This is a genomic window from Actinocrinis sp. (assembly GCF_035653575.1).
In the GTDB taxonomy this organism is placed as follows: Bacteria; Actinomycetota; Actinomycetes; order Streptomycetales; family Catenulisporaceae; genus Actinocrinis.
Genome location: NZ_DASRBQ010000078.1, coordinates 89,485 through 116,023, shown reverse-complemented (window position 1 = coordinate 116,023; position 26,539 = coordinate 89,485). Strand labels below are relative to the sequence as shown.

The 26,539-nt window shown below is 70.3% G+C and carries 23 protein-coding genes; 9 read left to right on the top strand and 14 right to left on the bottom strand.

Going from position 1 to position 26,539, the window contains the following annotated elements; all coding sequences use genetic code 11:
- Positions 1–73: 73 nt before the first annotated feature.
- Positions 74–1,036: a YafY family protein gene (locus VFA06_RS11405; RefSeq protein WP_324840461.1), complete on the bottom strand. Its 963-nt coding sequence runs from the start codon at positions 1,034–1,036 to the stop codon at positions 74–76.
- 64 nt (positions 1,037–1,100) lie between these two features.
- Between VFA06_RS11405 and VFA06_RS11400 the strand changes: the two genes are divergently transcribed.
- A complete protein-coding gene (locus VFA06_RS11400) occupies positions 1,101–2,273 on the top strand; it encodes an epoxide hydrolase (RefSeq protein WP_324840460.1) in 1,173 nt (390 codons plus the stop codon).
- Between the two features lie 69 nt (positions 2,274–2,342).
- Here the strand turns inward: VFA06_RS11400 and VFA06_RS11395 are convergent, their stop codons facing one another.
- A complete protein-coding gene (locus VFA06_RS11395; RefSeq protein WP_324840459.1) occupies positions 2,343–3,227 on the bottom strand; it encodes an SRPBCC domain-containing protein in 885 nt (294 codons plus the stop codon).
- Positions 3,228–3,364: 137 nt separating this feature from the next.
- On the opposite strand from VFA06_RS11395, the gene rfbB reads away from it, so the two are divergent.
- Positions 3,365–4,384, top strand: a complete 1,020-nt coding sequence (gene rfbB, locus VFA06_RS11390) for a dTDP-glucose 4,6-dehydratase (protein WP_324840458.1) — start codon at positions 3,365–3,367, stop codon at positions 4,382–4,384.
- 62 nt (positions 4,385–4,446) lie between these two features.
- Here rfbB and VFA06_RS11385 read toward each other — a convergent pair whose 3' ends face one another.
- The 4 genes from VFA06_RS11385 to VFA06_RS11370 all read right to left on the bottom strand — a co-directional run bounded on the left by VFA06_RS11385 (position 4,447) and on the right by VFA06_RS11370 (position 8,703).
- Positions 4,447–4,872 (bottom strand): cupin domain-containing protein, encoded by a 426-nt coding sequence (locus tag VFA06_RS11385; protein WP_324840457.1) that lies wholly within the window; start codon positions 4,870–4,872, stop codon positions 4,447–4,449.
- Entirely contained in the window at positions 4,869–5,984 is a 1,116-nt protein-coding gene (locus VFA06_RS11380) for a Gfo/Idh/MocA family oxidoreductase (RefSeq protein WP_324840456.1), read from the bottom strand. The genes VFA06_RS11385 and VFA06_RS11380 overlap by 4 nt, the downstream gene beginning before the upstream one ends.
- A 31-nt stretch (positions 5,985–6,015) precedes the next feature.
- Entirely contained in the window at positions 6,016–7,125 is a 1,110-nt protein-coding gene (locus VFA06_RS11375; protein ID WP_324840455.1) for a winged helix DNA-binding domain-containing protein, read from the bottom strand.
- A 114-nt stretch (positions 7,126–7,239) separates the two neighbouring features.
- The gene (locus VFA06_RS11370; RefSeq protein ID WP_324840454.1) at positions 7,240–8,703 is read right to left on the bottom strand and encodes an alpha/beta fold hydrolase; all 1,464 of its coding nucleotides are present in this window, start codon (positions 8,701–8,703) and stop codon (positions 7,240–7,242) included.
- A 232-nt stretch (positions 8,704–8,935) separates the two neighbouring features.
- Between VFA06_RS11370 and VFA06_RS11365 the strand changes: the two genes are divergently transcribed.
- A complete protein-coding gene (locus tag VFA06_RS11365) occupies positions 8,936–9,259 on the top strand; it encodes a 2Fe-2S iron-sulfur cluster-binding protein (RefSeq protein WP_324840453.1) in 324 nt (107 codons plus the stop codon).
- On the opposite strand, the gene VFA06_RS11360 is transcribed toward VFA06_RS11365, so the two are convergent.
- The 5 genes from VFA06_RS11360 to VFA06_RS11340 form a co-directional block, all read right to left on the bottom strand.
- Positions 9,246–9,455, bottom strand: coding sequence for a hypothetical protein (locus tag VFA06_RS11360; protein ID WP_324840452.1), 210 nt, complete (start codon positions 9,453–9,455; stop codon positions 9,246–9,248). The genes VFA06_RS11365 and VFA06_RS11360 overlap by 14 nt on opposite strands.
- Entirely contained in the window at positions 9,448–9,702 is a 255-nt protein-coding gene (locus VFA06_RS11355) for a hypothetical protein (RefSeq protein WP_324840451.1), read from the bottom strand. The genes VFA06_RS11360 and VFA06_RS11355 overlap by 8 nt, the downstream gene beginning before the upstream one ends.
- Before the next feature lie 119 nt (positions 9,703–9,821).
- The gene (locus VFA06_RS11350) at positions 9,822–10,430 is read right to left on the bottom strand and encodes a condensation domain-containing protein (RefSeq protein WP_324840450.1); all 609 of its coding nucleotides are present in this window, start codon (positions 10,428–10,430) and stop codon (positions 9,822–9,824) included.
- A gap of 94 nt (positions 10,431–10,524) precedes the next feature.
- Entirely contained in the window at positions 10,525–11,292 is a 768-nt protein-coding gene (locus tag VFA06_RS11345; RefSeq protein ID WP_324840449.1) for a hypothetical protein, read from the bottom strand.
- Positions 11,293–11,357: 65 nt separating this feature from the next.
- Complete coding sequence (locus VFA06_RS11340; protein WP_324840448.1) at positions 11,358–12,941, bottom strand: sialidase family protein; 1,584 nt, start codon at positions 12,939–12,941, stop codon at positions 11,358–11,360.
- Positions 12,942–13,196: 255 nt separating this feature from the next.
- On the opposite strand from VFA06_RS11340, the gene VFA06_RS11335 reads away from it, so the two are divergent.
- Together VFA06_RS11335 and VFA06_RS11330 are read left to right on the top strand one after the other, a co-directional pair.
- On the top strand, positions 13,197–15,815 hold the full coding sequence (locus tag VFA06_RS11335; RefSeq protein WP_324840447.1) for a fibronectin type III domain-containing protein: 2,619 nt from the start codon (positions 13,197–13,199) through the stop codon (positions 15,813–15,815).
- A 239-nt stretch (positions 15,816–16,054) separates the two neighbouring features.
- Complete coding sequence (locus VFA06_RS11330; RefSeq protein ID WP_324840446.1) at positions 16,055–19,477, top strand: GH92 family glycosyl hydrolase; 3,423 nt, start codon at positions 16,055–16,057, stop codon at positions 19,475–19,477.
- 8 nt (positions 19,478–19,485) lie between these two features.
- Here the strand turns inward: VFA06_RS11330 and VFA06_RS11325 are convergent, their stop codons facing one another.
- From VFA06_RS11325 to VFA06_RS11315, 3 genes are all read right to left on the bottom strand, one after another.
- Positions 19,486–21,423 (bottom strand): DUF2207 family protein, encoded by a 1,938-nt coding sequence (locus tag VFA06_RS11325; RefSeq protein WP_324840445.1) that lies wholly within the window; start codon positions 21,421–21,423, stop codon positions 19,486–19,488.
- Between the two features lie 11 nt (positions 21,424–21,434).
- Positions 21,435–21,995, bottom strand: coding sequence for a LemA family protein (locus tag VFA06_RS11320; RefSeq protein WP_324840444.1), 561 nt, complete (start codon positions 21,993–21,995; stop codon positions 21,435–21,437).
- A 138-nt stretch (positions 21,996–22,133) separates the two neighbouring features.
- On the bottom strand, positions 22,134–22,613 hold the full coding sequence (locus VFA06_RS11315; protein WP_324840443.1) for a hypothetical protein: 480 nt from the start codon (positions 22,611–22,613) through the stop codon (positions 22,134–22,136).
- A 199-nt stretch (positions 22,614–22,812) separates the two neighbouring features.
- Between VFA06_RS11315 and VFA06_RS11310 the strand changes: the two genes are divergently transcribed.
- The 4 genes from VFA06_RS11310 (at position 22,813) to VFA06_RS11295 (ending at position 26,442) form a co-directional block, all read left to right on the top strand.
- A complete protein-coding gene (locus tag VFA06_RS11310; RefSeq protein ID WP_324840442.1) occupies positions 22,813–24,471 on the top strand; it encodes an APC family permease in 1,659 nt (552 codons plus the stop codon).
- 23 nt (positions 24,472–24,494) lie between these two features.
- Positions 24,495–24,722 (top strand): hypothetical protein, encoded by a 228-nt coding sequence (locus tag VFA06_RS11305; protein ID WP_324840441.1) that lies wholly within the window; start codon positions 24,495–24,497, stop codon positions 24,720–24,722.
- A gap of 128 nt (positions 24,723–24,850) precedes the next feature.
- On the top strand, positions 24,851–25,792 hold the full coding sequence (locus tag VFA06_RS11300; RefSeq protein WP_324840440.1) for an ABC transporter ATP-binding protein: 942 nt from the start codon (positions 24,851–24,853) through the stop codon (positions 25,790–25,792).
- Positions 25,789–26,442 carry a hypothetical protein gene (locus tag VFA06_RS11295; RefSeq protein ID WP_324840439.1) on the top strand — a complete coding sequence of 218 codons (654 nt, stop codon included), beginning with the start codon at positions 25,789–25,791 and terminating at the stop codon, positions 26,440–26,442. Before VFA06_RS11300 ends, VFA06_RS11295 begins: the two co-directional genes overlap by 4 nt.
- The last annotated feature ends 97 nt before the right edge of the window (positions 26,443–26,539 follow it).

Sequence of the window (26,539 nt, the reverse complement as noted above, 5' to 3'; positions counted from 1 at the left end):
TCCTGGCGCTGGACGAGGATGGTCCGCAGGCTCCACCCCGGGGCTCTACCCCCGCTCGAATCCCGGTCGGCGATCAGGCCGGGCCCGCGGCGCGCTCGAGCCGTCCGGCCAGTTCGCGCAGCACCGGGCGCAGTTCGGGCGGTTCGAGCACCTCGAAGTCGATCCCCTTGATCGCCACGAACAGCGCGAGTTCCACCAGCGAGTCGGATCCGACCAAGTAGAGGCAGCTGTGCGCGTCCAGCGCCTGCACCCGTCCGACCGTCGGCGGCGTGTTGGGCGCGACCTCCTGCGCCGGCGCGTGGAACAGGATGCGGGCGTGATACCGGTACGGCGCGGAGGTTATGGCCTGGGAGACGAATGCGACGGGGTCGCCCTGCGGCAGCGGACGGGGGTTGAAGCGGGCGCCCGGCGCACCGAGCGGCGGCACGATCCGGTCGACCCGGAAGGTGCGCCAGTCCTGCCGGTCCACGTCCCAGGCCAGCAGATACCAGCGGTGCGGTGTGCACACCAGGCGGTACGGCTCGACGTCGCGTGCCGACTCCCTTTCCGGCGCGCTATATCGGAACCTGATGCGCCGCAGGTCGCGGCACGCGGTGGCGATCTCGGCGAGCAGATCGGGGTCCACGCTCGCGGTGGCGTGCTCGTTGAGCGAGAGGGTCGAGGCTTGGAACGCCGCGACCCGTCCGCGCAGCCGGGTGGGAAGCACCTGCTGGATCTTGGCCAGGGCCCGAAGCGCCGCCTCCCCGATCCCGACGGCGCCCCCGGACGCGGCCGTGCGCAGGCTGATCACCACGGCCATGGCCTCCTCGTCGTCGAGCACCAGGGGCGGCAGCGCGGCGCCGACGCCGAGCCGGTAGCCGCCGGCGGCGCCCGGCGTCGCGCTGACCGGATAGCCCAGTCCCCGCAGCCGGTCTATGTCGCGGCGCAGGGTCCGCAGACCGACTCCGAGCCGGTCGGCCAGTTCGGCGCCGGTCCAATCCGCGCGAGACTGGAGCAGCGAGAGAAGGCGCAGCAAGCGAGCCGAGGTCTCCAACACGTCTTACATCATCTCGCCGGATTGGTGACAGTTTCTGTCACCAATGATCGATAGCGTCGGGCTCATGACCAGTGGCCCCAATTCTCGCCTGATCGAACCGCACGTGATCGACGTCGCGGAGCGCCAGCTTGAGGATCTGCGCGACCGGCTGCGCCGCACGCGCTGGGCACCGCAGCTTCCCGGCACCGGATGGGAACGCGGCGTGCCGACCGACTATCTGCGCGGGCTGGCCGAGTACTGGGCCGACGGCTTCGACTGGCGCGCCCAGGAGGCCGCGCTCAACAAAATCTCCCAGGGCGTGACGACGATCGACGGCGCGCGCGTGCACTTCCTGCACGTGCGCTCGGCCGAGCCGACGGCGACCCCGCTGATGCTCATCCACGGCTGGCCCGGCTCAGTGGTCGAATTCCAGGATCTGATCGGGCCGCTCACCGACCCGGTCGCGCACGGCGGCCAACCGTCCGGCGCCTTCCATCTCGTGATCCCGTCGCTGCCCGGCTACGGCTTCTCCGGGCCGCTGGCCGCGCCCGGTTGGACCGACGGGCGCACCGCCGCCGCGCTCGTCGAGCTGATGTCCCGGCTCGGCTATGAGCGCTACGGCGTGCAGGGCGGGGACGTCGGCGCGTTCGTCGCACCGCTGATGGCGCGGCAGGCTCCTGATCACGTCATCGGCGTGCACGTCAACGGTCTGCCCACCTTCCCGACCGACGACCCGGCGGTGATGGCGACCCTGAGCGAGGACGAGCGGCAGCTGCTGGTCAGGATGCGGCAGTGGCAGGAGAAACTCGGCGGCTACCTCCAGATCCAGGGCACCAAGCCGCAGACCATCGCCGCGGCGCTGCACGACAGCCCGGCCGGGCAGCTGGCCTGGATCGTGGAGAAGTTCCGGGACTGGACCGATCCGGCGGCCGAACTGCCCGAGGACGCGGTGGACCGCGACCGCATCCTGACCAATGTGAGCATCTACTGGTTCACCGAGACCGCGGGCTCCTCGGCGCACACGTATTACGAGCGCTTCAACGACCCCTCGATGTGGGCGCCCAAGGAACGCGGCACGGTGCCGACCGGGGTGGCGGTCTTCCCCACCGACTTCTCGGTCCGGACGCTGGCCGAGCGCAGCCACAACATCGTGCACTGGTCCCAGTTCACCCGGGGCGGTCACTTCGCCGCCATGGAGGCCCCTGATCTGCTGATCGCGGACACCCGCGCGTTCTTCCGCTCGCTGGGCCTCGGCTGACCGCCGTGCCGCGGCCATAGCTGGCCGGCGGCGCGGGAGGATGCGGCGTCCCGCGCCGCCGGCGGCTCGTCACGCCGCCTGCGCTTCGGTGCTGAAGCAGACCGAGAACAGCTTCGGGTTGGAGACGGCCAGGGCCCGCAGCGCGGCCTCGTGCTGCTGGAACTCGGGGCGCGCGACCGCCTGCCGCAGCGAGCGCTGGTCCGTCCAGCGCGCCACGTTCACGTACGCCCCAGGCTCGTCCAGCTTCTTGAGCAGCGAGTGTTCGATGAATCCGGGCTGCTGCGCGAAATAGGCCGAGGTCTCGTGGAAGGCCTTCTCGAACGCTTCGCCGGAACCGCTCACCGTGAAGCTGTTGAGCAGGGTCACCGCCGCGCCGGACGACTCGGCGCCGTTCGAATCAAGGCTCTTCGAACCAGTGCGCTCCGAATCAGCGCTGTTTGAATCAACACCATTCGAATCAGCACCGTTTGAATCAGCACTGTGGCGGCGCACCACCTCGCGGTACCGCTCCAGGGTCTCTCCCGGGTCCGGGCCGTTGAGCGCCGCGTAGATCGCGGCCGCGGCTTCGCCGTGCCGGTGCAGATCGGCGTGCGTGAGCGACACCCGGGTGGCGGACGGCCCGACCGGTTCGAAGTCGACCTTGATCAGGCTCGCCTTCTCGTCGTCGAAGACCGGCTGCCAGTTCGCGCCGACCCGCCAAGTCAGCACGATGCGGCGCGGCGGGTCCCACTCGAGCACGGTGCCCCAGGCGATCTCGGTGCCGTCGGCGCCGCGCTCGTAGTAGCGGCCACCGACCCGGGGCTCGATCGCGAGGAACACCCGGTCCTTGACGAACACGTGCGCCTCGGGGAACCACTCGAGCGGATACTCGGCGAAGACGGCGAAGGCCCGCTCGGCGGGCACCTCCACCGTCACCTTCTTGCGAACGTCGGGCACGCTGCTGGGCTCGGTCATCACCATCTCCTCGGCCATGGCGGAAAACGCCAGCCAAGGGTGCGCAGCGGCCCTCGACCACGGATGGAACCCGGGTCGAAGCAGGCCATCGACCCGCCGTCCACCTGCCGTCGAGCGCGCGCGGCGATGGTCGGGCCATGGACATCCTGGTCACCGGCGGCGCCGGTTTCATCGGCTCGCACTTCGTGCGCGGCCTGCTGAACAACGAGTTCCCGCTCGCACCGGGCGGCGCGTTCACAGACGCCGCGGTCACCGTGGTAGACAAGCTGACCTACGCCGGAAACCGGGCCAACCTGCCCGAATCCCATCCGCGGCTGCGGTTCGTGCGCGGCGACATCTGCGACAGGGAACTGATGCTAGAGCTGAGCCGCGGCCAGGACGCAGTGGTCCACTTCGCCGCGGAGTCGCACGTCGACCGGTCGCTGGTAAGCGCGGACGATTTCGTGCAGACCAACGTCGTCGGCACGCACTGCGTCCTCGAGGCGGCCATGGCGGCGCGGGTGGGGCGGGTCGTGCACGTCTCCACCGACGAGGTCTACGGCTCCATCGCGGAGGGTTCCTGGACCGAGGAATGGCCGCTGAGCCCGAACTCGCCTTACGCGGCGTCCAAGGCCGCGAGCGACCTCATCGCGCTCGCGTACGTGCGCACCCACGGCCTCGACCTGTCGATCACGCGCTGCACCAACAACTACGGACCGTATCAGCACCCGGAGAAGTTCATCCCGCTGTTCGCCACGAACCTGCTGACCGGACGGCCCGCGCCGCTGTACGGCGACGGTTCCAATCGGCGCGAGTGGCTGCACGTCTCAGACCACTGCCGCGCGATCTTCGCGGTGCTGACCAAGGGGCGCGCCGGCCACGTGTACAACGTCGGCGGCGGCACCGAGCGCAGCAACCGGCAGATCGCCGATGAGTTGCTGCGGCTGTGCGGCGCGCGGCCGGAGCTGGTCGCCAGGGTCGCGGACCGCAAGGCGCATGACCTGCGCTACGCGCTGGACGACTCGAAGATCCGCGCCGAACTGGGCTACCAGCCGCTGGTGCCGTTCGAACAGGGGCTGGCAGACACCGTGGCCTGGTACCGAGAGAACGCGGCCTGGTGGCGTGCGCTGGCCGCGGCGCGCGATGCGCAGATCTCGGACGGCGCGGCGGCGGCCTGAGTCGGCGGTGCCATCTGAAGGCTGGAAGATCACCTTCCGGTCTTCATACTCGCCTTCGCCGGTCAGAGCAAGGCGTGCGGGTAGACGTCGCTCTGCGCGTAAGGACGGGTCGCCACTTCCACCACCTGCGTGGCGGCGAGCGCGAGATAGGCGTGCACCAGCCGCGGGCGCACCCGCACCAGATCGCCCGCTTCGAGCACGAGGTCGATCCGCTCGCCCGAGTCCAAGTCTTGATAGGCCGCCTGGAGCCGACCAGAGATGACGTACAAGACCTCGGTCTTGTCCAGGTGGTAGTGATTCCCCCGGCACGGTCCGCCGGGATGGCAGTCCCAGTACACGGCGAACTGATACGTGCCGCCGTTGGCGAACCTGACCAGCTCGCCCGCGCGGGATGTGACTCTCCCGGCCTCGCCGTCTATAACGCGCTCGAAGGTCTTGAGGCGTTCGTGGTCGAGTTTGTCGGTGCGATACAGCGACGTGGCATTCATCTTCCGGCTCCGCTTCCAGTCTGCACGCGGCCATCCGCGCGGCTTAGTCCGTCGGCGGGCGGCGCCCCGATCGGCCGGCGCGCCGCGGTCGCGCGATCTGCGGCGTCGACGTCCGCAAGCAGCTGCGCGAGCGCCACAGAACGCTCCCAGTCCGTGGCGCGCGACCGTTCGCGTATCGCGGCGCTGAACGCGCGCACGGCGTTGCGCACCTGGTCGTCGGGTTCCAGGACCAGCTCCTCGGTGCCGCTCGCGAGCTCCAGTCGGATCACCGGCCGATAGTCGGCCGGCGGTGCGTATGCGCGCTCGACGGTGATCCGACCCGAACTGCCCCACAACTCGTAGGCGGCGCGGTAGCCGTGTTCCATCCCGAAGACGACCTGCGCTGTAACGCCGTCCGACGCGGCCAGCAGGATCGCGCCGCCGGTGTCGACCTGGTGCTGCGCAGGCCGGCGCAGGCTGGCGCCGCATACCCGCACCCGCGGCCCCAGGAAGTGCTGGACCGCGAACAGCGGTTGCACGGCGATGTCCAAGAGCGCGCCGCCGCCGAGATCGGGCCGGTAGCGGATGTCGCCGGGGGGCGGTGGCGGGATCGCGAAGACGGCGGTGAGATGGCGCAGCTGTCCGATGGTTCCCTGCGCGAGCAGTTCCCGCACCCGCGCATGCGCGCTGTGGTGCCGGAACATGAAGTTCTCCACGAGCACCAGGCCGCGCGCCCCGGCCAGCGCGTACAGCCGCGCGGTGGCGGCCGGCGTCGAGGTGAGCGGCTTTTCGCCGAGCACGTGTTTACCCGCCAGCAGCGCGCGTTCGATCCACTCGGCGTGCAGAGCGATGGGCAGTGGCACATACACCGCCTCCACCCGCGGATCCGCGAGCAGCCGCTCATAGCCGGTGACCGCGGCGCAGTCGTACCGGCCCGCCAGTTCCCGGGCTCGCTCGGCGTCCCGGCTGGCGATCGCCACGATCTGGCAGCCGGGCTCGGCCGCGAAGGCGGGCAGCAGGCGGCGGCGCGCGATGTCCGCGCCGCCGATGACGCCGATGCGCACCGGCTCGCGCGCGGCGGCCGGTGCGGACTCGCCGGCCATGTCGGTGCCGGGGCTGCGCTGGATGGGCAACTCGCCTCCTCGCAGTATCTGGCAAGGCGTTTCAGCCTACTGATTCGAACCGAAGGCCATGGCTCTGCGCATCAGGCGCGGCGAACCCGAGCAGTCGCTCCCCTTCCTCGGCCAGAGCGGCGCGGGTGCGCTTCGACAGTGGGGCGAACGGCTCGACGACCAGGGTGGCCGTGTCTCGGGCCCGTTCGATCCGCCACAGGCCGTGCACGAACCCGTCGACGAGGATGGTGGCGCGGATGATGCCGTTGCTGGTGAACACGCGCGGCCGGAACCGCGCCGCCATGATCCGGTCGCGATCGGCGTGAGAGAGCAGGATGTTGTCGAACTCCGGCAGGTAGCGGACCGGAACGTCGCAATCAGGGTCCGGAAGCTGCGTCTCGGCGAGGTCGTAGAGCGTCGCGCCGTGCTCGTCGCGATAGACACGCAGCATCGGCGCGAGCCTGGCGAAGGCGTCCTTCAGGCGGGTGAGGCCGGACCACTTCTGCATGTCCATCACGCTGGCGGGGCCGAACGCGGCGAGATAGCGCAGCACGTACTCGTCGATCGACGGGTCCTGCTCCAGCGGCCGGCCCAGCCACGCGGTGGCGGTGGTGTGCGCCGCCGCGGTGCTGTTGTTCCAGTAGCCGCGCGGCGGCACCTGCACCAGCGGTACCAGGTTTCGCACCGTCTGGGCGAGCGCGGCCGGGTCGCGCCCCGGCCAGTGCAGTGCCAACTGCCGGCCCAGCTCGGCGAACGTGAGCGGGCCCTGCTCGGTCAGCTTGGCGCCCAGTCGCGCGAGCTCGGCCGGGTCGATGCCCTCGGTCTGCCGGCCGAACTGACCCTTGGCAGCGCGGCTGAGCATCTCGGCCAGCAGCGGGGCGAGGTTGAGGCAGTCGCGGGCGGTGACCAGATGCAGGGTGGAGCGCATCAGCGCTACACGCACCAGGACGCGGTCGCGCAGCAGCCCGGCGAGGTCCTCGGTGGTGAACTCGGCGAGCCGGGTCCACAACCCGAGGTACGGCGGATTGACCGCCTGGGCTTGGAGACCGACCAGATGCTCGACGGCTCGCTGCGCCGGCAGCGCGGCACGCCGCGTCAGCAGCTGACGGTCCAGCAGGGCCCGATTAAGCGCCCTTACTGTGAGCTGCGGCGCCACAGTCACCACCGCCCTCCCTTCTGCACGGTCTTCAGGCAACCGTCCTTGTGCAACCGTCATTGCGCAACGGTCTCTTGCGCGGCATTCGCAGCTGATTCGCAGCCGAGCGGTGCGGTCGCCTCAGTGCGCGTCAGCGGGCACGTCCGGCCGGGGCGTGGTGGGGGCGACGACGACGTCACCGTCCGGGAGGACGCCCTCGACGAGGTAGCGGGTGCATATTTCGTCCACCGCCTTGTTGTTACCCAGCAGGTAGACCTCGTGATCGCCGGAGTCCGCCACGGTGATCAGGCGGTGGTTGAGCCGCTCGGCCATGCCCACGCCGCCCTCGTAGTTGTCCAGCGGGTCGCCCTCGGCCTGGACCACCAGCCCGGCCGGATAGCCGTCACGGACCGCTCGGACCGGCGGCTCCGACGGCTCGTACGAGCGGAAGGCGCCGATCCACGGCTGCGCGCGCAGCACGCCGTAGCCATACGGGTAGCGCTCGCGGAACACGCGCATGTCCGCGTAGTACTCCTCAAGGTCCTGCGGCCAGTAGGTCTCCAGCGTGGTGGCTTCCAGGACACCCTCGCGCAGATCCCCCTCCTGGTCGCCGGGACGCCAGGTGGAGGTTCCGGCCAGCAATCGCTTGAAGGTCGCCGCGTCGCCGGCCTGCGCCGCGGCGCGCACGTCGCGCACCAGGCCGGCCAGGTCGGCCCAACGGGCCCGGTCAGCCGCCTGGTTGCCGACCGCGCCGTCGAAGAGGGTGCGCTGTGGCACGGTCTCCTGCTGCGCTCCGAGCGCGGCCGCGACCGATTCGACCGCCTGGAGCACCTGCTCGGCTGTGCGGCCGAGGGCGAAGACCCGGTCGCGCTCGCCGGTCCACTGCGCCCAGGCCTCGACATTGTTGCGAATCGCCTCGGCCTGCTTCAGGAACAGCTGGCGCCAGGTCCAGTCGGGGTGCACGCAGGAGTCGAGGACGCTGCGGTCCAGCCGCTGCGGGAACAGCGTGCCGTAGGCCGCGCCGACGACGGTGCCGAAGGCGTAGCCGATGAAGTTGACCTTCTCCTCGCCGAGCACGGCCCGGATCAGATCGATGTCGCGGGCGGTGTTGCGGGTGTTGATGTGCGGGCGCAGGTCGCCGCCGCCCCGACGGCAGGCTTCCTCCCTGGCCCGCATGTCCTCGGCGATGGCCGGGAACAACTCGTCCGGCGGCCGCGAGTCGAACGGCACCTTGGGCATCGCGACGTATGCGAGCAGGCGGGTCGAGGCACCGCTGCCGCGCGGGTCGAAGCCGATCAGGTCGTAGACCTGCGCGAGCGCCGCGCATTCGCTCAGCTTCGCCGCGAAACCGCGGCCGAGACCGTCCACGCCGCCGGGGCCGCCGTTGACCGCGAGCAGGATGCCGCGCCGGCGCGCCGGGTCGGCCGCCTTGATCCGGGTGACCGCCAGGTCCAGGGTCCGCCAGCCCGGGTTGGCGTAGTCGGCGGGCACGCGGAAGGTAGCGTGCTCGAGCCGCGGCAGGTCGCCGTCCGCGGTCCACCGCACGTTCTGTTCGAGGAAATCGCTCAGCGCCGCCGCCGGCGCATCGTCGGTTCGGACGCTCAACTCAGGCTCTCCTTCGGTCCGCCGGGCAGGCCCGGCTTCATCCGTCCGGTCGCGGTGCGTCCGCAGCATCCCGACCGGCGCTCGAATCGGCCTGGAAGCCGTGCTGACCCGCGCCCCTCGTGCCCGGCTCAAGGTCCGTTCCACCGGCCGCTGCGACATTCGCGGCGCAAGCGAACCGGCGAAGTTTCGAAGAACCCTAAGACGCAGGCGCCGGCAGACCCTGGAGGCTCGAATGGCGAGGATCACATACGTGCAGCCGGACGGTGTGGCACGGACGATCGACGTCCCGGCTGGAAACACCGTGATGCGAGGCGCCGTCATCAACAGCGTGGACGGCATCGTCGGGCGGTGTGGCGGCGGCGCCATGTGCGGAACCTGCCATGTTTACGTGGATGAGGGTTCGACGGTTCCGCTGCCGTCGATGCACCCGGTGGAGGACGAACTGCTGTACGACACCGCGGCCCCGCGCAAGGCGAACAGCCGGCTGTCCTGCCAGCTGCCGGTGACCGACGAGATCGACGGGCTGGTCGTCAACCTTCCGATCAAGCAGCTCTAAGCTGCCGCTCCGCGCGCCGCTGCCGCGTGGTACCCGCCTCGTGCACACCGCCGGGTACGCGCTCAGCGGCGCGCGCGGCGTAAAAGGCCGTGACCAGCGCGGCGGTCTGCTCCGGCGAGACCGCCCGCCGCAGCGCGCTGATGATCTCCGCGGCTTGCGCAGCCGCCGCAGCGCCGGGCGCCTCGTGCTCAGCCATCCTGCGGTCCGTGTCCGGTGAGCTGGGCCACCAGGTGGTTCCACATCTCCTCTTCGGCGCTGCTGAGCCGGCCGCCCGACACCTGCCGGCCCACGGAGATCAGCAGCGCGGCGGGCCGCGACTGGGCCACGGCGCTGCCGGAGACGTATTCGCGGCAGGCCGCCAGCGACGGGACGTGCAGCGCGATCAGCCCCGACTCGCGCAGCCCCCGGTGCAGGAACCGCAGCACGCACTTCACCACGTTCATGCTCTGCCTCCCTGTGGCATCGCGTCCGCCTTCGGAATCAGGGGGCGACCGTACGTCGCGGCCCTCGGGTCCGGCTCGAAGAGCAGTCCCGATCCGGCGGCTTTGTGAACGGCCGCCGGCTAGGCGGCCCGCGCCGGAAGGACCCGGTCCGGGCGGTCGAGCGGGAACGGCCTGGCGTCGTGCTTGCTCAAAGTCCTGATACGAATGCCGAGGCGCGGCAGGCCGGAGCAGAACTCGTCGATCAGGGCACTCACGAATTCGCCGTGCGACCAGCTGTCCAGCAGGATCCGGTGGCTGGTCACCACCAGCCGCCGCTCGCGGTCGGCGATCCGGATCAGCAGCAGCCTGATCAGCGGTGGCGCGCCGAGCGGGAACTCCTCCGAGCGCTCGTGTTCTTCGAGCCGCTGCGCCGCGACGGCGCGGTCCGCGGAACTGAGCTCGCGCAGGTTCACCGTGCGCAGGCGCAGCGTCGCCTCGCGCGGCTGGAAGGAGATCGGCCGGCCCTCGGCGTCGTAGCCGAAGCCGGACAGCACCAGCGGATCGGCGCGCACGACGGCGTCGACGGCCCGCTGCAGCGCCGCGATGTCGACGAAGCCGATGATTTCCAGCACCGTCTGCACGTTACAGGTGAGCGCGCCGGTGCGGCTTTCACTGGCCTGCCTGGACTCGAACAGGATGGCTTCCTGCGCGGGCGGCAGCGGCCGCGCGTCCCTCTCGCGTACTGTCATCGCCGAATCCCTCCGCCTGGCGGCTGGGTCTCCTGCGCGGGACCCGTTGCGGGATCACTGTGCGCACGAGGGCTCGACGACGCCTCGACTGCGGTTAGGCGCCTGCAGCGGGGGACGCGGTGCCGCTCGGCTGGTCGTTCGGTGTCGCGATCTCGGATGCGATCACCGTGGCCACGACGGTCCCGTCAGCGTCCTTACGCAGCCGCGCGACGACCTTCGCGCCCGGCACGAGCTGCGCCCGCGTGAAAGGCCGCGCGGCGGTGCCGAACCGCGTCTCGGAGGTGATGTGTACGACTACTGTCTCGCCTCGCGTGGTGGTTGCGGTGAAGGAGTCAGAGCCCACGGACGTGACCGTGAGGCGCGCGTTGACGGCCTTGCCTGCTTTCCCCGCCTTCGGTCCGGGCGAGGCGGAGGCGCTCGCAGACGGCGTACCGGCTGCCGCCGCCGGTGCCCCTCCGGACGAACCGGTCACCGCCCAAACGCCCGCGCCCACGCCGATGACGAGCGCTGCGACGCCGCCGAACACGATTGCCGAACGCAGCCGGCGGCGCGGCGCGCGTGAGGCCGCCTCATCGAATGGAACCGGCGGCACGACTTGGGTGTACTCGTGGTACGGCGGCGGAGGCTCCGGCGGGGCGTAGGCGCCGTCATACGTTTCCGCGCTCGGTCCGATCGTCCTGGCGGGTTCGCTCGCGAGCGCCTCGGGGAACGGCGCTTGCTCCGCGCGTTCCTGCGCCCGCCGCGCTCGGAAGGCGTCGAAGGGGTCGACGGAGCCGGCTGCGTCTGGCTCGCCGGATGTGGCCGGCTCGCCGGGAGCGGCGCGCGTCTCGCCGTACGGATCGTGTTCGTCGTAGTCGGGCACGGTGGCCTTCCCGGAAATCGATGGTCCTCTCCGGCTAGTGCACCGTGCCCGACATAAAGATGACGTCAGTGCGCGGTCTTGCGCTCCGCCAGATGCGCGGCGATGCGCTGCGCGGGACTGGTCGGTCCTGCCGCGTGCGGCGTCGTGGTCCCGGGGTTCAGCTGGCTGAGCGCGAACGGGTCGCCGAAAGGCGTCTCGAAGGTGCCGCTGAACACGTTGGTCTGCGGCGCGTTCAGCGTCGTGGAGAAGAACGGCCGCACCGAGTCCAGCCCGGCGGCGGCCAGACCCTCGTAGTCGCCGAGGAAATGCCCGCCGGCGCTCGGCGCGAGCAGCCAGTCGAAGTCGGGCGCGATGCGGCGCTCGACCGCGTCCTGCTGGTGGCCGCGCGGGAAGGAGTAGAGCCACGTGGAGGTCGGCAGCGTGGTGGTGTCGCCGGGCTTCAAGTCACGCACGTCGTAGTACGTCACGCTTACGGTCCCGGTCGGGTCCACCGCGATCGACGGCGTGTACGAGGGGGCCTGCGGTCCATGGCTGATGCGGACGGGAGCGGACCAGGTGCGGCCGTGGTCCGTCGAGTGCACCAGTTCGACCTGGTCGGTCGCGCCGCCGGTGAAGGTGGTGCCCTCGAAGGCCAGGTAGAGCTCGCCGGTCACCGGGTCGATCGCCACGTTCGGCAGGCCGGCGCCGGTACGCAGGAACTTGGTCGGGTCGTTCGGGTCGACGTCGCCGACCGAGGTGTCCGCGGTGATCCTGGACGGCGCGGACCAGGTACGGCCGCCGTCCGTGGAAGTGATGAAGGCGTAGTGCGCGTCGATCACGCCGTCGGTGTTCGGATCGGTGTACGTGATCTGATCGAAGAAGTCGTATAGGCGCCCGGAGCGGCCGTCGGCCACGATGATGTTGCCGATCGTCTGCATGTTCGGCGTGCCCGAGGTGTTCACCAGCACCCGGGGCGCGGACCAGGTGCGGCCGTGGTCGTGCGTGATCGAGACGTAGGCGGGGCCGTCGAAGGAGATCGCGTGGCCGCTCGCGTCGAAGGGCTGGTCGAGCCGGTCCCAGACCTGGTACGCGGTGCCGGGCCGGCGCGGATCGGCGGTGACCGAGTTCTTGTCGTTGAAGTGCGCCGTGTCGTCGTCGGCGATCACCGGCTGGGCGAACTTCCAGGTGCGGCCGCCGTCGAAGGAGGTCGCGGCGCCCACGCCGTTGCGGTTGTCGGCGTCGTCGAACTCCAGGCCGCTGGAGTACGCGGCGCCGTCCGGGCCGAAGCTGACCCAGAGGTCTGAGACGCGCTCGTAGTCCGTGCCGCCGGGCGCGCCGCAGGTGCCGAAGGGCAGCAGCCCCTCCGCGTAGTGCACGCCGTCGCGGGTCCACACCACGCCGCCGGCGTGCGCGCCGCCGTCGGTCCACCGGTCCTGCTGGAAGACCCCGATGGCTTGGTGCGGGTTCCACGGGTTGACCGCGATGTACGGCTCCACCTCGGTGTTCGGGAAGTTGGTGCCGCTTTCCGCCCCGGCGGTGCACGCGGCGGTCGGATCCCCGGACGAGGCCTGCACCAGGCCCGAGCCGGTGTGTGCCCAGGCTGCGGTCGGCCCAAGAGCAAGCGGCGCGGCCGCCAGGATCACTGCCGTCGCGCGTCGTCGTGCTCGCATTTTCGCTCCCTTATGCCCGACAAGTTCGCTGAGGGTTCTTGCTCACCCGACCACCGTAACGGCCGATCACGGGATGGCAACCCTACGAGCTGGGTGAATCGACGAACGGCATAGATCCTACGAATTACCCTTGTTAGGGAGATTGACAATGGGGTCAGCTGCTCATACGGTCCCTACCGGCGCCACACATCCGATGTATGTCGTGATGGCTCCCGCGCGCTGTCCTGCCCGGCGCGGGCGCCGTGGAGGAAACCCATGCCCTTCTCTCGCCCCTTGACTCTCGCGGCCGCGGCGTTGCTGGCCGCGGCGGCACCGGCGTATCTATCGCCTGCCGCGAATGCGTCGACCGCCGGGACCTCGTTCCCGACGATCCTGTTCGCCTCGCCTGACGGCTCCGGCTCGTCCTGCGCCCTGTGGCACCCCTGCTCGATCAACGGCGCCCAGACCCGCGTGCGCGCCCTCGACCAGGACATGCGCGCGGATATCAGGGTTGAGCTGTTTGGTGGCACCTATCGGCTGTCGGCACCGCTGCAACTGGACGCGCGTGACTCGGGCACCAACGGTCACAGCGTCGTGTGGGCGGCGCTGCCCGGTGCGAAACCTGTGCTCAGCGGCGGCGAGCGGATCACCGGCTGGCATCAGTCCGATCCGTCGAAGAACATCTGGTCCGCGCCCGCCCCGGCCGGGCTGCAGACCCGCCAGCTCTACGTCGACGGCGCGCGCGCCGATCGCGCCAGCGGACCACTGCCGGTGCACCTGACGAAGACCACCGCGGGTTACACCGCCGACTCGGACACGATGGCGAGCTGGCGCAACCCGAGCGACATCGAGTTCGTATACAGCGGCGGCGCGCCCTACTGGTCGCTGAAGACCGGCGGCGAGGGCGCCTGGACCGAGCCGCGCTGCCCAGTCGCCGCGATCTCGGGCACCAGCATCACCATGGCGCAGCCCTGCTGGAACAACTCCACGCTGCGCATCCAGCGCACCGACGGCTCCGGCCGCAGCTACAACCTGGTGCACAACGGCAACCTCGGCAACGGCTCGATCCCCGCCTATGTCGACAACGCCTACGAACTGCTGGACCAGCCGGGCGAGTGGTACCTGGACCGGTCCGCGAACACCGTCTACTACATCCCGCGCGCCGGGGAGGACCTGCGCTGGGCCGACGTCGAGGCGCCGGTGCTGGAGCAGCTCGTGGTCGGTCAGGGCACTGCGACCGCTCCCGTGCACGACATCACGTTCTCCGGCATCCAGTTCTCGTACGCGACCTGGCTCACGCCGAACACCGGCGAGGGCTTCAACGAGATCCAAGCCAACTACACGCTCACCGGCCCGCACGGCTACGACCAGGAGGGCCTGTGCCAGTTCATCGCCGGCGGCACCTGTCCCTACGGCGCGTGGACCAGGGAGCCGGGCAATCTGAGCCTCGGCTACGACAGCGACCTGCGCTTCGAGAGCGACGCCTTCGTGCACCTCGGCGCCGCGGGCCTCGATCTCGGCGACGGCTCGCAGAACGACACCGTCGAAGGGTCCGTGTTCACCGACATCTCCGGCAACGGGCTGGAGATCGGCGGCGTGGACATGCCCGAACCCGCGACGCAGGCCGACCACACCTCGGGCGTGCAGGTGCTCGACAACCACCTCTACAGCCTGCCGGTCGAATACCACGGCGGCGTGGCGATCGACGTCGGCTATGCAGAGCACACCCTGATCAGCCACAACCAGATCGACCACACCGCGTACACCGCGATCTCGCTCGGCTGGGGCGGCTGGCCGGACAAGATCAAGGTGCAGGCCACGCCGAACTACTCGAACAACAACACCGTCTCAGACAACTACATCACCGACGCGATGCAGTTCCTCGCGGACGGCGGCGGGATCTACACCCAGGGCATCACCGGCAGCTCGATGGACACCGGCGAACACCTGACCGGCAACGTCATCACCGACACGCTGGACAACGGCCACGCGATGTATTGCGACAACGGCTGCACATACTGGACGGCCAGCGGCAACGTGCTGACCGACAACGTGTCGAACGACTGGGGCGCCCGGCACACCGATTACCGGCCCGGCGCCAGCGGCCCCGATCCCCTGCTGGTGAGCGGCAACTACTGGTGGCAGGGCGACCGCGATTCGGCGGACGGCAACGCGGTCGTCTCCGGCAACCACGTGATCCAGAGTGTTTCGCAGGCTCCTGCGTCGATCGTGCGCGATGCAGGGCTCGAGCCGCGCTACCGGTGGGTCTTGGCCGAGCGCTTCGGCGCCGGCGTGCCCGAGGCGCCGGGACAGGTAGCTGCATTCGCCGCGAACGGAACCGCGTACGTCGGCTGGAACCCGACCTTCGTCGACAACGGGCTGCCGGTCACCTCCTACACGGTCACGGCCTCTCCCGGCGGCGCGAGCGCGACGATCTCGCCGGCCGACCTCGCCAAGATCGGGTACACCACCATCAGCGGCCTGACGAACGGAACCCCGTACACGTTCACCGTCACCGCGCACAACCGGATTGGCGATAGCGTCCCGTCGCTGCCGAGCGCCGCCGTGACGCCGACGGTGACGACGACGGCCGTGCCCGGTTCGCCGACCTCCGTCAGCGCCGATCCGGGCGATGGCACGGTCAGCATCCACTTCACGCCACCGGCCGCGACCGGAGCGACACCGATCATCGGCTACACCATCACCGCACCGGGCATCGCCCCCGTGCACGTGACAGGGCACGACTTCCTGTGGGCGGGCAGCGGAAACGGCCTGTACACGGTGATCAGTGGTCTGACTAACGGCACCGCGTACACGTTCCAGATCACCGCAGACAACGCCGTCGGTTCCAGCGCCCCGGCTTCGGTCACTGCGACGCCTGGCCTGACACCGTGACGTCATAACAAAAAACGTGACACTAAAACACAGTGAGGCATCGCGGCGGTGGCACCTGACGGTTAGTGAATGACTGTCAGGAGCCACCGCCGCTTCACCAGCAGCGCGCCCGCCGCAGCGGCGGACACGAGCCGCCATTTCGATGCGTACCCTTGCGCCCGCAGCGAGTGATCCGGTACAACGTTGAAAGCTCTGACAACGTTGTCATGCTGCCGAACAACACCGGGAGGTCGTCCCGAATGCTCTTTCGCCCAGGACAGACAGGACGGCTGCGCACCGCGGTGGTGGCGGCCGCGTGCGCGGGGCTGATCGCAACAGGCGGCGGTGCAGCCCACGCGCAGACCGCGATTCAGGGTTCGGACAGCGCGGCCGGGGACGCCCTCGTCGGCGACCCCGCCGCGCTGGTCGATCCGCTCATCGGCACCGGCTCCGGGGGCGCGACCGTCGGCCAGGTGGACACCTTCCCCGGCGCCTCGGCCCCCTTCGGCATGCTGACCTTCAGCCCGGACACGCCTTCGCGGCCGGACGGCGGCGGCTACAACTACGACGACTCTTCGGTCACCGGCTTCAGCCTCACCCACATGTCCGGCCCCGGCTGCGGCGCCTTCGGCGACGTGCCGATCCTGCCGACGGTCGGGGCCATCGGAACCGACCCGGTCAACACCACCGCCGCCTTCAGCCACAGCAGCGAGCACGCGACCCCCGGTTCGTACTCTGTGACGCTGAATCCGGGCACCGCCAACGCGATCCAGTCCGACCTGGCCGCCACTGCGCGCACCGGAATCGCCAAGTTCAGCTATCCGGCGAGTACGTCCTCGAACGTGCTCTTCAAGATGGGCGACGCGCAGTCCGGCAACGTGGCGGCCCAGGTGCAGATCCTCAACGACCACCAGATCGCCGGCACCGAGACCGCCGGGCAGTTCTGCGGCTCGCCGGGCACCTATCCGCTGCATTTCGTCGCCACCTTCTCCCGCCCCTTCTCCTCCTACGGGACCTGGCACACCGCGCCCACCGGCGCGAACGTCTTCACCCAGCCGACCGGCGACCTGCCGTGGAGCTACCACGAGGTCAGCAGCGGCGGCACCGCGGCCACAATCAGCCCGACCACGACCTCGGACGGCCAGAGCGCCGTCGCCTGGCAGCAGAGCAACGCGCTGCCGAACACCTGGATCCAGGCCACTCCACCGGCCTTGACACAGGGCGCGAGCTACGAAGCCAGCGTCACGCTCCAGGGCACCGGCAACGTCTATCTCGACTTCTACAACGGGCAGGTGGACGTCGGCAGCCAGCCGGTCACCCTGAGCTCGACGCCGGTGACGCTCACCGTGGACGCCGCGGTGCCCACCGGCTCGATCCGCGACCCGCAATTCCAGGTCCGCACCGCCGGAACCGGACCGGTCGACCTCGTCGCCTCCGCGGCCTCGCTGCGCCAGGAGTCCGTGGTGGTGACCTCCGGCTCAACGCAGGCCTCTGTCAAGGTTAAGGGCTCCTCCGTGCACCGTCCGCAAATCCCGAGCACGCGGACCACCAGCCCTCAGATCACGGGCACGCAGGGGCTGCAATCCGGCGCGTGGGCCGGCTTCGACACCACCACCCGCCACGACGTGACGATGAAGGTCGCGATCTCCTACGTCAGCCAGGCCGACGCGACCGCCAACCTCAACGCCGAGGACCCGGGCTGGAGCGTCGGCGCCGTCAGCCGGCAGACCTACGCCAAGTGGAACGACCTGCTCAGCCGGATCCGCATCGGCGGCGGCACGGCCGCTCAGCGCACTGAGTTCTACTCAGCCCTTTACCACACGTTGCTCGAACCGAGCATCTTCTCCGACGTCAACGGCGACTATCTCGGATTCGACAACCAGACCCACCGCACGGCGCACGGCCAGGTCCAATACGCGAACTTCTCCGGCTGGGACGTCTACCGCTCGGAGATACCGCTGCTCGCGCTCATCGCGCCGGAGCAGACCAGCCAGATGATGACCTCGCTGCTCGACGACCAGGCACAGGGCGGCTGGCTGCCCAAGTGGGGCTTCGCCAACGACTACACGGACGTCATGAACGGCGACGCCGCGGACCCGATCCTCGCCGAGGCCTACGCCTTCGGCGCTCGTGACTTCGACGCGCGCGCCGCGCTGGCCGCGATGGTCAAGGGCGCCTCGGTCGTGCCGACGCAGAGCCAACTGGGTCAGGGCACGTACACCGAGCGGCCGCAACTGGCGGACTACCTGTCGCTCGGCTACGTGCCGAACACCACCGAAAGCTCCCTGTCCCCCACGAACAACGGCGCGTCGGAGACGATCGAATACGCCATCGCGGACTTCGGCATCGCGCAGCTGGCCAAGTCCCTCGGCCAGGACGCGACCGCCGCGACGTACCTTCAGCGCTCGCAGGACTGGACCAACCTGTTCAACGTCGACACCGGCTACATCCAGCCGCGCGACGGAAACGGTCAGTTCCCTGAGTTCGACCCGACCACCGACGGGATGGGCAGCTTTGGTCAATCCGGCTTCCAGGAGAGCAACGCGGCGCAGTACACCTGGGTGGTTCCGCAGAACCTCAATGGCCTGATCACCGCCATGGGCGGCGACGCGGCGGCGATCACCCGGCTGGACAGCTTCTTCCAGCAGCTGAACGCGGGCCCGAACCTGCCGTACGAGTGGGCCGGCAACGAGCCCTCGTTCGGCACGCCGTGGATCTACGACTACGCCGGGGCGCCGTACAGGTCCGAGGCGATCGTGCACAGATTGCTGACGGAGGTGTACGCCGACTCCCCCGGCGGCGAGCCGGGCAATGACGACCTCGGCGCGATGAGCTCCTGGTTCGTGTGGTCCGCACTCGGCATGTACCCGGAGACCCCCGGCTCACCGGCGCTGGCTCTCGGCGCGCCGATCTTCCCGAAGGCCACGATCGCGCTTCAGGGCGGCCACCAGGTCGTCGTGAGCGCTCCGGGCGCGTCGACGAGCACTTATGTGCACAAGCTGTCGGTGAACGGCAGGAGCTGGGCCCCGGTGTGGCTCGACGAGAACCAGCTCGTCGGCGCCGGCGCGCAGTCTCAGCACTCTCCCTTCAGCCGGGTCACCCGCCTCGACTACACCATGACCTCGACCCCTGACACGGCCTGGGGCGCGGCCGCGGCGGACGCGCCGCCGTCCTACCCCTCCGGCCCGCTGCGGTTCCCGCCCGGCCGCCAGCCGACGATCCTGGTGCCGACCGGGCCGAACCTGCTCGGCGACGCCCCCACCGGCCAGCTGAACTGGCAGGGTCCGGTGGAGAACGGCGTGGGCTCGGTCCCGGGCACCCTCGCCGCCGCCACCACGCCGCAAGGCGCCAGCGCCATCCACTGGACCGAGACCAATGCCGCGCCGAACACGTGGATCTGGGTCGATCCCGCGAGCCAGCTGCCGGCCGGCCAGAGCTATCAGGCCTCGGTCACCCTCCAGGGCACCGGCGTGGTCTACGTCGACTTCTGGAACGGCCAGCAGGACCTGACCAGCGCGGCGGTCCAGCTGTCCGGCACACCCCAGACGCTCACCGTGCAGGGCGTGGTGCCCTCGTCGGCCGACACCCACGTGCAGGTCCGCACCGCCAACCCCGGCCCGGTTGGCCTCTACGCCTCCGCTGCCGAACTGCAGCTGCTCACCGCGCAGCAGCAGGGCGGCTGACCGATGTCTCAAAGCCGGACTGCGGCCGCGGACGCAAGTCGGCGCGGGGCATCGTCCGCCATTGCACCTGCGACGCGGATGATCACAATGGTTTCGCCGCGTCGCAGGGCAACGGTCTGGTCCCGTGCGTATGCCTCCTCGCCCAGTCCGGGCAGTGGTTGCCCGTGGCGCGCGAAAGCGGCGAACATGCGACGGGCGACTGGGCCGGTGGCGCTCTGTACGACGACGCGACCCGAGCCGTTCGACCCGTTCGATCCGTGGCCTGTCTGGTAAACGCGAACCCTCGCGTTGAGCAACGGCACCGCCGCAGCGGCCGCCCGGGACCGATCCGTCAGCGGGACGCCTAGGATCGCCGCAGCCTCTTCGCAGGGCACGAGGTCTCCCGGATCGGGGACCGCGCTGGTGAGCAGGGCGGTCACCCCACCCGACGCGGCGGAACTCGGCATCTCGTCGTCGGCCTCGAAGACCTCACCGCGCCCTGACGCCTTGGTCACGTCGATCGAGTAGGTGTACCCCAACCAGGATCCGCGCACCGCTCTGACCGTGTCCCCCTCGTTCAGCTTCTGATACACCTCGTACCGCAGCGGCCAGGCCAGCACCCGCCGCACGCCGCCCGGGTCGATCGCAGCATGGTAGGTGCTGCTGTCCTCGCCTTGGATGTGGCGCAGCCGTACTACCTCGCCGGTGATTTCGTCGCGCACGATCAGGTCGTGCACCGCCGCGATGAGAATCAGAAGGTTGCGAACGGCGATCAGTCCCGCGATCACGCCGACGCCGAGCAGCGTGAGGGACTCGGTGGAGCGCGGGACTCCGGAAACGCTCTTGCCGTCGAGCACGATCAGGCCCTTGATGGCGGCGCTCCAGGCCGCGGTCCAGAACGCCGCGCCCACGGCGGTCCAACCCGGGCGCCGCAGCCGGCGCGCGCGCACCGGCTGATAGCGCAGACGCACCTCGTGCCAGGCTCCGCCGAAGGTGGACCAGGCCCGATGCTCGTCGCGCGGCCCGAACGGCAGCGCGGCCGAAGCCGTGCGCGCCACTCCGACGGCCGCGCCGTAAGCGAGGTAGCGGTCCCACATGGTCACGGACGCGGGCGGTAGCGTCGGAAACACCTCGTCTGCTCCGAGCCAGGCGCGCACCCCGAGCCAGTGCGCGCAGGCCGCCTTTCCGTCCGGGGTCTCACGCTGTCCCTGGAGACTGCCGACCACGGCCAGCGCGACGAAGAAGACGCCGCCTGCCGTCGCGATCGGTCCCTCGCCGTGCCCTCCGGAGGCCAGCACGGCCGCCCCCGCGAGCGCCGCCGGGCCGAGCGCCAGCAGGCCCAGCGCGAGGCGCAGTCCGGGCCGGTACCGGTCCCGCGAGAGCCCGCGCTGCTTCGCGTCGATGACCACTTGCTTCGCGAACGCCTTCCACCAAGCGCGGTCCTGTGACTCGGTGCCCTGCGCGAGTGCTCCGGCAGGCAGCACGCCGCCGCTCGTGAGCGCCTGCACGCGGTGCAGTACCCGCTGCTCGTAAGGCAGCAGCGGCGTGTCCTGGGTCGAGGCGGCCACGTCCTGCCGTACCCGGATGACAGTGCTCTTCGGGTCCGGGCCAACTTGCTGGAACTCGATCAGGTGCCGGGCGGCCAGGTCGATCAGGGTCGCCACCACGGCGCTGCGGCCCGGCTCCCACTCGCCGATGAGGAATTCCACCAATGCGGGCGGCTCAGGCCGCAGATCCATCGTGGACGGGCCGCTCTTGGGCATCGCGGGGCGGGTCGCCCACCGCGTCGCGAGGACCACGCCGTACCAGATCGCGAGCGCGGCCACCGCGGCGCCCACCCACGGCACGCTCAGTTCACGCAGGTTCCAGGCCCCCGACCGATGAGTGTTCGTATACGTCGGAATGAGGCCGGCCAGGCGGCCCGGGCCGCCGGCGGCGAAGCCGGCGAAGTTTGCGAATGCGGTCACGGCCGGCGCCGCTAGAACCGGACGCTGATCGGACCGCTCTGCCCCTCCGGAGCGCGGAAGAACTCACGCGCCCCGAAGCCGAGCATGCCCGCGATCAGCACCGTCGGGAACGTGGCGACCTTGGTGTTCAGGCCGAGTACGGCGTCGTTGTAGTACTGCCGGGCGTAGGCGGCCTTGTCCTCGGTGGTAGCCAGTTCCTGCTGGAGGGAGAGGAAGTTCGTGTTCGCCTTCAGCTCGGGGTAGGCCTCGCTGACGGCGAAGAGCGTCTTGAGCGTTCCGCCGAGGGTGGCCTCGGCCTCGGCCCGGTCGGCCGGGCCGCTCGCGCCGAGTGCGGCTGTGCGGGCACGGGTCACCGCGTCGAAGGTCTCGCGCTCATGGGCCGCGTACCCCTTGACCGTCTCGACCAGGTTCGGAATGAGATCGTGGCGCCGGGTCAACTGGACCTCGACCTGCGCCCAGGCGTTGTCCACCTGCGTGCGCCTGCGCACCAGACCGTTATACGACCCGATGAGCCATATCAGAATCACGACCACTATCGCCGCGGCGACGGCCGCGCCAATCACGAGCTGCATCCCACACCCCATAGCTTCGAGCGCCACGACCGTTCTGGCTCGAAGAATAGGGCGGCGCCGGGACCGATCCGAGGGCTCTGGCGCGGTCCTGCCCGAAGGGGCATTCAGCCGCGCCCGAACGCACGCCGGGGTCGATCCTCAGGCGGGGCCGAGCAGCACGGCCGCTGCCAGGCAGATGCCCGCCAGGGCCTCGGCCTGGCGGGCGGCCGCCTCCTCCAGCGCGCGCAGCCGGTCGCGGTCCAGCCGCGGATCGCGTTGCGCGGCGACGGAGAGCGATCGCCAGCCCTGCAGCTTGCCGAGCACGCCGAGCCGCAGCGCCTCCAACTCCACGAGGGTGCTCAGCTGCGAGCCACGCACCACTCGCCCGTTGAGCTTGAGCCGACCGAGCCGTTCGCCGAGCCGGCCGAGCCACGCGAAGCTGCGGCGCGGCGTCACACCGACCGAGTGCATGACCTCGACCAGTGCCGCGTAGTCGTCGCTGATCTGCGCGGCGATCCCATCCAACTCGCGACCAAGCGGCGTACCGCGCTGCGCGCCCGCGGTACGCAGTGCCAGCTGCACGTTCGCCGCCGCGCCCATCAGGTGGTCGTTGAGGTACACCTGAAGCCGCTTTTGCACCGCCCGACGACCACCCGCGCCGGCGAGACGCTGCACCGTATCTGCGTGAACGCGGTCGCCTCCGATCGGACCGATGCCCATGCGCAACCTCCCGCACCCAGCCGCCGACGACCGCTCGGCTCGTGTAGCCACTCCACTACTCGGTGAATGCTGATTTGAAACCCGATTGATTCCGCCGCGACGTGGTATTTCGAGGCCTATGGCCCAAGACGTCCTCCAGCCCACGTACGCTCCGGACCACCTGCTCAAACGGCATCTCGGCTTCTGGCACCTGACCGCCGCCGGATTCAGCGGCGTCATCGGGTCCGGCTGGCTGGTGGGCGCGCTGTACGCCGCCCAGGTCGCCGGGCCGGCGGCCGTGCTGACCTGGGGCATCGGCGGCATCGCGTTCCTCGTCATCGCGCTGGTGATGGCGGACCTCGGCTCGACCCACCCGGAGTCCGGGGCGCTGGTGCGCTGGCCGCTGCACACCAACGGCCGGCTCGCCGCCACCATCGTCGGCTGGGGCATCTGGATCGCGTACTGCACCAACCCGCCCAGCGAGTCGGCGGTCGTCGTGCAGTACGCCTCGCAGCACATCTCGGGCATCTACCGGAACAACCGGCTGACCTGGGCCGGAATGCTCATCGCGCTGGCGCTGATGGTCGTCTTCATGATGATCAACTGGTACGGGATCCTGCTGCTCGGCCGGGTCAACGGCGCGCTGTCCCTGATCAAGTGGCTGGTGCCGACGCTGACCATGGTCGTGCTGCTGGCGACCTCCTGGCACGGCGGGAACTTCACCGACCACGGCGGCTTCGCGCCCTACGGCTACTCGGCCGCGCTCTCCGCGATCTCGACGGCGGGCGTCATCTACGCCTACACCGGCTTCCAGGCGCCGCTCGACCTGTCCGGCGAGGCCCGCGATGCGCACCGGGACGTGCCGCGCGCGATCATCGTCGGCCTGCTGATCGCGATGGCGCTGTACATCGGCCTGCAGATCGCCTTCATCGCCGCGGTGCCCGGCTCGCATCTCGCGCACGGCTGGGGCGGCATCGACTTCACCTCGCCGTTCGCGCAGCTCGCGGTGGTGCTCAACCTCGGCTGGCTGTCCTGGGTGCTCTACGGGGACGCGATCGTCTCGCCCTCCGGCTCGGCTCTGGTCTTCACCGCGGCGATCAGCCGGGAAGCGCGGGCGATGGGCAAGAACGAGTCGATTCCGCGCTGGTTCGCGGCCATCCACCCGGGCTCGGGCGTGCCGCGCCGGGCGCTGCTGCTGAACTTCGTGCTCGGCGCGGCGTTCCTGCTGCTGCTGCCCAGCTGGCACGACATCATCAAGGCCACCAGCGAGCTGGGTCTGTTCGTGTACTCCATCACCATGGTCTGCCAGGCGGCGCTGCGCATCGCCGAGCCGTCCCGTTCCGCGGTCTGGTTCCGCGGCACCTCGGTGCTCGCGCCGATCGGCTTCGTCCTGGCCACGCTCATCCTCTACTGGGCGAAGTGGACCAACCTGCGTATCGCGCTGCCGCTGCTGGCCGTCGCGGTCGCCGTCTATCTCTGGAACACGCGCAGCAACCGGCACACGCCCGGGCAGGTACGCGTGGACGTGCGCGCCGGGGCATGGCTGGTGGTGTACGTCTGCGCGGTGCTGCTGATGTCCTGGCTCGGCAGTTTCGGCGGACGCGACTGGATCGCGCAGCCGTGGGACTCGGTCGTGGTCGGCGTCATCGGCGCCGGCGGATACATGTGGGGCGTGGCCGAGGCCGTCCGGTTCCTGCGCTCGCACCCCGCCGATTACTGGCAGCAGCCGTCCGACCTCGACGCGACAGAACCGGGCGCGGACAGCGGTATCGCGCCGGACCCGACCGAGCCCGTATGAGACCTCTTCGAAAGGAACCCGAGATGTTCGATCCGTTCACGGCCAGCGACCCGCCGGTGCTCGTCCACGAGGTGGACGGCCCCGACTTCGAACGCTCCTGGCACGGCTTCGAGCGCGCGGACGAGGGCTGGCGGTGCCCGGTGTGCGGCGAGGGCAAGCAGCGCGACCGCGGCGTGTCCGAGCACAACCAGCGCCCCTGGATCCGGTACTCGTGCGGCGACGTGGTCGCGCAGGAGATCACCGCGGGCTGACCCGCCGCCCTGATCGAGTCCTAAGCCAGGGTTAACAGAACCCTGTCATTCGCGCCGGGCCGATTCCGATGGTCACGGTTGTCTAATGACCTGTACGAAGTCGCCGGGGTTCCGGCTAGGGTGTCCGCATGCGGCTGAGCGCAGTCGGATATCGCTATGGCTGGCGGGCACCCTGGGTGCTCGGCCGAGTCGACCTCGACGTGCAACCGGGCGACCTGGTGCGCATCGGCGGATACAACGGCTCCGGCAAGTCCACCCTCATGCGGATCATCGCGGGGGCGCACCGGCCCGGCCGCGGCACGATCACCGGCCGCCCGGACCGGGTCGCGTACGTGCCCGGGCAGCTGCCGCCGCTGCCGTTCAAGGCGAACGACTATCTGCGGCATTTCGGCCGGATCCACGGGCTCTCCGGCGAGGAGGCCGAGGAGCGCGCGCTCGGCTGGCTGGAGCGGTTCGAGGCGCTGAGCTACCGCAAGCACCGGATCGGTGACCTCTCGCGCGGTACCGCGCAGAAGATCGCGATCATCCAGGCGCTGCTGGCCGAGCCGGACCTGCTGATCCTGGACGAGGCCTGGACCAGCCTTGACGCGACCGGGCAGCAGACCCTCGACGAGGTGGCCCGCGAGACGACGCGGCGCGGCGGCCGGGTGGTGTTCGTCGACCACGACCCGGAGCGGCTGGCCGACGACGCGACCGCGGCCTATGTGCTGCGCGACGGGCTGCTGCATCAGGCCTCCGCGGTCGACTTCGAGATGCCGCTGGTGCTCATCGACCTGGAGAACGCGCCGGATCCGTGGCCGGGTCCCGGACGCGGCCGGGTCCTCGCGGACGACGTGCTGCGCATCGAGGTCGAGCCGGACGGCTCGGACCGGCTTCTACACGACATCCTCACGGTGCATCGCGATGTCCACGTGCTGTCGGTGCGCACGGTGGACGGCCGGGCGGTTGAGGCGGCCAAGCAGCAGCAAAAGCAGGCCGTGCCCAAGCAGGGCGAGCGCGGCCGAACCGAGCATCAGCAGTCAGCGATGCCGAGGGCTTCGGTGCCGCAGCAGAGCAGGAGGCAGCCGTGACGACTCGTGACGCCGCCGTCGCGCGCTACTACGTCGTCCTGCTCGCCCGCTCGCAGCGCTGGCTGCCGCCCGTGCTCTTCTACGCGATCGCGCTGGCGATCGACTCGGCGGGCGGCGACAGCGCGGCGGACGCGTTCGCCTACAGCGCCGCCTTCCTGCTGCCGGTGAGCGCCTGGCTCACCCGCGCGATCCTGACCACCGAACCCGCCGAGGCCGCCGCGATCACCGCCACCGTGGCGGGTCCGGTGCGCGCCCGGCTGGCCGCCCTCTGCGCCGCGACCGGCTACGGGCTGCTGTGCGCGCTGGTCGGCGCGGTCGTCGCGGCAGCCACCGGCGCGCTGCCCGGCAGCGGCTCGACCCTGCTCACCGGCTTGAGCACGGAACTGGTCTGCGTGCTGCTCGGCACCGCGGCCGGGGTGCTGTCCGCTCCGCCGCTGGTCCCGGCCGCCGGCTGGGGCGTGCTGCTGGCCGGATTGCTCGCGCTCGGCCTGCTGGTGGCCCGCTTCTCCCCCGCCGCGATGGGGATCCGGGCCCTGACGACAGCGAACGGCGCCGCGCCGCACTACCCGCTCGCCGCGCTACCCATCGCGCTGCTCGTGGTGGCCGCGGCCTGGGCCGCCTCGACCGCCGCGGCCGTGCGCCACATCTGACGCCTGGTCAGCCGCCGTGACGGACGGCGAACGATGAAACATCCGATGTAAATGATCGTGAGCGCGCCCCGTCCGCGCCTTCTGACATCGTGGCTTC

Bases quoted from the DNA above. Each gene is read 5' to 3' on its own strand.
- VFA06_RS11400 (WP_324840460.1), top strand. From the start codon at position 1,101: ATGACCAGTGGCCCCAATTCTCGCCTGATCGAACCGCACGTGATCGAC.
- VFA06_RS11395 (WP_324840459.1), bottom strand. From the start codon at position 3,227: ATGACCGAGCCCAGCAGCGTGCCCGACGTTCGCAAGAAGGTGACGGTG.
- VFA06_RS11350 (WP_324840450.1), bottom strand. From the start codon at position 10,430: ATGACAGTACGCGAGAGGGACGCGCGGCCGCTGCCGCCCGCGCAGGAA.
- VFA06_RS11365 (WP_324840453.1), top strand. From the start codon at position 8,936: ATGGCGAGGATCACATACGTGCAGCCGGACGGTGTGGCACGGACGATC.
- VFA06_RS11305 (WP_324840441.1), top strand. From the start codon at position 24,495: ATGTTCGATCCGTTCACGGCCAGCGACCCGCCGGTGCTCGTCCACGAG.
- VFA06_RS11310 (WP_324840442.1), top strand. From the start codon at position 22,813: ATGGCCCAAGACGTCCTCCAGCCCACGTACGCTCCGGACCACCTGCTC.
- rfbB (WP_324840458.1), top strand. From the start codon at position 3,365: ATGGACATCCTGGTCACCGGCGGCGCCGGTTTCATCGGCTCGCACTTC.
- VFA06_RS11330 (WP_324840446.1), top strand. From the start codon at position 16,055: ATGCTCTTTCGCCCAGGACAGACAGGACGGCTGCGCACCGCGGTGGTG.
- VFA06_RS11335 (WP_324840447.1), top strand. From the start codon at position 13,197: ATGCCCTTCTCTCGCCCCTTGACTCTCGCGGCCGCGGCGTTGCTGGCC.
- VFA06_RS11340 (WP_324840448.1), bottom strand. From the start codon at position 12,941: ATGCGAGCACGACGACGCGCGACGGCAGTGATCCTGGCGGCCGCGCCG.
- VFA06_RS11300 (WP_324840440.1), top strand. From the start codon at position 24,851: ATGCGGCTGAGCGCAGTCGGATATCGCTATGGCTGGCGGGCACCCTGG.
- VFA06_RS11355 (WP_324840451.1), bottom strand. From the start codon at position 9,702: ATGAACGTGGTGAAGTGCGTGCTGCGGTTCCTGCACCGGGGGCTGCGC.
- VFA06_RS11320 (WP_324840444.1), bottom strand. From the start codon at position 21,995: ATGCAGCTCGTGATTGGCGCGGCCGTCGCCGCGGCGATAGTGGTCGTG.
- VFA06_RS11385 (WP_324840457.1), bottom strand. From the start codon at position 4,872: ATGAATGCCACGTCGCTGTATCGCACCGACAAACTCGACCACGAACGC.
- VFA06_RS11360 (WP_324840452.1), bottom strand. From the start codon at position 9,455: ATGGCTGAGCACGAGGCGCCCGGCGCTGCGGCGGCTGCGCAAGCCGCG.